Origin of the sequence: Bacillus sp. Xin1 (assembly GCF_013314535.1) — a bacterium.
Taxonomy (GTDB): domain Bacteria; phylum Bacillota; class Bacilli; order Bacillales; family Bacillaceae_G; genus Bacillus_A.
Map to the genome: position 1 here is coordinate 1 of NZ_JABUAE010000102.1, position 3,525 is coordinate 3,525.

At 33.8% G+C, this 3,525-nt stretch carries 5 protein-coding genes; 3 read left to right on the forward strand and 2 right to left on the reverse strand.

The window, feature by feature from the left end; all coding sequences use genetic code 11:
- Window positions 1–287 precede the first annotated feature (287 nt).
- Window positions 288–566, forward strand: coding sequence for an AbrB/MazE/SpoVT family DNA-binding domain-containing protein (locus HRG09_RS27655; RefSeq protein WP_174104006.1), 279 nt, complete (start codon window positions 288–290; stop codon window positions 564–566).
- 526 nt (window positions 567–1,092) lie between these two features.
- On the forward strand, window positions 1,093–1,782 hold the full coding sequence (locus tag HRG09_RS27660; protein ID WP_174104007.1) for an IS6 family transposase: 690 nt from the start codon (window positions 1,093–1,095) through the stop codon (window positions 1,780–1,782).
- Between the two features lie 100 nt (window positions 1,783–1,882).
- Here HRG09_RS27660 and HRG09_RS27665 read toward each other — a convergent pair whose 3' ends face one another.
- Both HRG09_RS27665 and hfq read right to left on the reverse strand, forming a co-directional pair.
- Window positions 1,883–2,482, reverse strand: coding sequence for an undecaprenyl-diphosphatase (locus HRG09_RS27665; protein WP_174104008.1), 600 nt, complete (start codon window positions 2,480–2,482; stop codon window positions 1,883–1,885).
- Window positions 2,483–2,929: 447 nt separating this feature from the next.
- Complete coding sequence (gene hfq / locus HRG09_RS27670; protein ID WP_174104009.1) at window positions 2,930–3,118, reverse strand: RNA chaperone Hfq; 189 nt, start codon at window positions 3,116–3,118, stop codon at window positions 2,930–2,932.
- 315 nt (window positions 3,119–3,433) lie between these two features.
- Between hfq and HRG09_RS27675 the strand changes: the two genes are divergently transcribed.
- On the forward strand, window positions 3,434–3,525 hold a 92-nt coding region (locus HRG09_RS27675; RefSeq protein WP_174104010.1), incomplete at its 3' end, for an HU family DNA-binding protein.

The window sequence follows — 3,525 nt, forward strand, 5'->3', positions numbered from 1 at the left end:
AATATTCAACGGGCTTATTCAGAAAGCGAGAGAACCATAAAAAACGTTATCCTTTCAAGTATTTTACTGAAAGAATAACGTTTTTTTCATTTTGGGGGAAATTCGTCTCCTTAACTTGATGGGCATGTATGGTGAGGCCTTTAAGTAAAAGTGTAAAAATATCTTTGTTCTGGTCGTCAGTTTTTGAATCATAATGTTTTTCATGTACGGAGAAAGCCTGTTACAATGAGAAAATGGCATAGGGTATGAGAAATATAGAGCTATAGAATATATAAGGGAGAGGTTTCATGAAATCAACAGGAGTAACTCGAAAATTAGATGATTTAGGACGTATCGTTATACCAATGGAGTTAAGACGCACGCTGGAAATTGAAGATAAGGCACCATTAGAGATTTATGTAGAAGGTGAAAAGATTATCTTGAAAAAGTATAAAGCGCATGGCGCTTGTGCAATAACAGGAGAAGTATCTGATAAGAATATTACTTTAGCAGACGGAAAGCTTACGCTAAGCCCGGTAGGTGCAGAGCTTATAATAGAGGAATTACAGAAGAATCTTGTAAAATAATTGGCTCCTAACAGGGGCGTTAGTTGAATAACAAAGGACATAACATATTAACCATTATAATAATATATGTAGTTATCAAAAATTAAATCTGTACCATCAATATTTTTGTGTAAATAAGCGGTCCCTTGGCTTGTCTGAGGGATTTTTTGTTTTTGGGTGTAACTTGTTTTCTTAAGTTGATGGGCATGGGGTACTATAAAATATTAGCTTGATAGCGATGGAGTACCGCCAGCATTTCGGAAAAAAACACGCTAAGCAAAAAATAAAATAAGCCATCCATTTGGACAGCTCTTTTACATAATTCTCGTTATTCAAAGCAAACTCCTCTCGTTAGGAGAAAGGGGTTATCCGTTCTTACAATTTGTTTTTTTTAGTAGGTAAAGCCCTATTAAATTGGCTCCTAATCCAATGACAATTGCAACAATAAAAATTCTGGTTCTGGTGCAAAAACTTCAGGGAAATTGCAAATAATCTCTAAATCTTGGACATACTGATACTATTATTCTAAAAAAGGTGTATGATCGGTATGAAAAAGGAAAATTTGTTCAAATGGAAGCACTATCAACCTGATATTATCTTATTAACGGTAAGATGGTACCTACGGTACAACCTAAGTTTTCGTGATTTGGTGGAAATGATGGAGGAACGAGGTTTGTCTATTGCTCACACCATTATTATGCGTTGGGTGCATCAATATGGACCTGAATTAGATGAAAGAGTACGACGTCATCTTAAGACAACAAATGATTCTTGGAGAGTTGATGAAACGTATGTGAAAGTAAAAGGACAATGGATGTATTTATATCGCGCAGTCGATTCAGACGGAAATACCATTGATTTTTATTTAAGTGAATCAAGAGATAAACAAGCAGCCAAGCGCTTTTTCAAGAAAGCCTTGGCTGCTTCTCATATTTGTAAACCTCGTGTAATAACAGTAGATAAGAACCCTGCCTATGCTGTAGCAATTCAAGAATTAAAAGAAGAGAAACGTATGCCTGAAGGCATACAACTAAGGCAAGTTAAATATCTCAATAATATAGTGGAACAAGATCACCGTTTCATTAAGAAACGTGTACGTTCTATGTTAGGATTCAAGTCATATGAAACAGCTACTTCTATATTGAGTGGCGTTGAAACCATGCATATGATGAAAAAAGGACAACTTCACTTACAGGTGAAGTCTGCCCAAAATGAAGTTAGATTCATACATAAATGATTTGGAATTGCATCATAATCTACCATTGAACAGTCTATACAGGTTTCTATGCCTCTATCAAATGATTTTTGCACCAGAACCAAATTTCGCAACAGAACCCTTAAAAGTCTTTCGATTTGTTTTTGGATGGTAAGACATTTTGCTCCATTTTTTCATAAAGTTTAAGTAATTCTTTGATAAATGTAATTTTAGGTGTTAACCAATACGAAAATAATGCTGAAATACTTCCTAATAAAGCTCCCGTTACGACATCGAAAGGATAATGAACGCCTACCCAGATACGAGAGATAGCTACACAGAATGCAAACACAAGCCATAACCATCCAACCTTTTTACGAACAAGCCAAAATGAAAAGCAAATTGAAAAAAATAGAATCGTATGGTCACTAGGAAATGAATTATCTACTGCATGATCGACAAGTTTATTAACATCAGGTAATACTGCAAATGGTTGATAATTCAAATGAAATTCCCCTGCGAGTTTTCCAATTATCTTAGCAGTCACAAAAGCAATCATCGCTTGAACAACCATCATTCTATTTTGATTAGATCGAGTAAACCAATACACTACAATAATTAAAGCTAAGAAATACTCCATATATTCTGCCAAAAATATCATGGTTGAGTTTAGAAACGAATATTGTTTACCTAAATCATTGATAGCTCGAAAAGCATCAATATTTAATTGAGAAAAAGACATTTTCAAATCTCTCCTTAAGTGCGTATATTCCTATAATTTTTCGTTGTTTTTCAAACCTTAGGTAGCTTCAAATGTTACATTTATCGGACGAGGAATTAAGAAGCACAATTCAAGCGGCTACAAACAAAAGCGAATCTTTTAATCGGGTACGGCAACGATTACTTCTTTTTGAAGCCACTCGTCAGTTTTAAAGTTTTTGAAGTATTTTACTATACCGAATATGACTTCGGTATAGTTGTTGAATGAAAAATTATTATTTTTCTTTACCGAACACGTAATAGCCCGTAAGGGTTATTTCGCATGCACTTTTTCATCGAAATTCCTTTTATTAAACTGTTAGAGAAATATTTATATGTATTTCTACATTCTAGTTTCCCTTAGCTTGATGGCGATGTTGCCGTACCCCTTATTGAGAACAAAGTCGATTCCAGATTCTGTTCTTATGTATTATGTAGTAATGGTGGAAATAGCCGTTTTATAAATTAATTGCTGTTTACCGTTCACCATCAATAAAATTGTGAATCTATCTATACCAAGTATCTGACCAGGAACCCGAAAGCCATTTTTTAAGATGACCATCACATTTTCTTTTTTATTTTTCAGTTGTTCATAGTACTCATTTTGTATATTTTGCATTGATATTCTCATCCCCCTTTTACATTATGGTACCATATTTCAGCTAAAATGGTTTTTTATGTATGTATTTCTCCAGATTGTTAGCCAAAAGCTATATAATACGCTCCATTTTGTTTATTTTACTGTCCAAAAAGAACGGGATATACTCCAGGAAGAAATCAAGAATGAGAGACTAAAATGTATACTTATTTTGAGTGTTTCAATTTTTTATTAAAATTGAGGTACGTGAAATTATAAAATGTTAGGTGATGATTTGCACCTTTCCTCGAAAAACACTATAATACCTTAACATAAAGTATTCTATGGAGGTTTAAAATGAATAAAACTGAATTAATTAACCACGTAGCCGAGAAAGCATCTCTTTCTAAAAAAGATGCAACTACATCTATACAGGCTATCCTAGACCA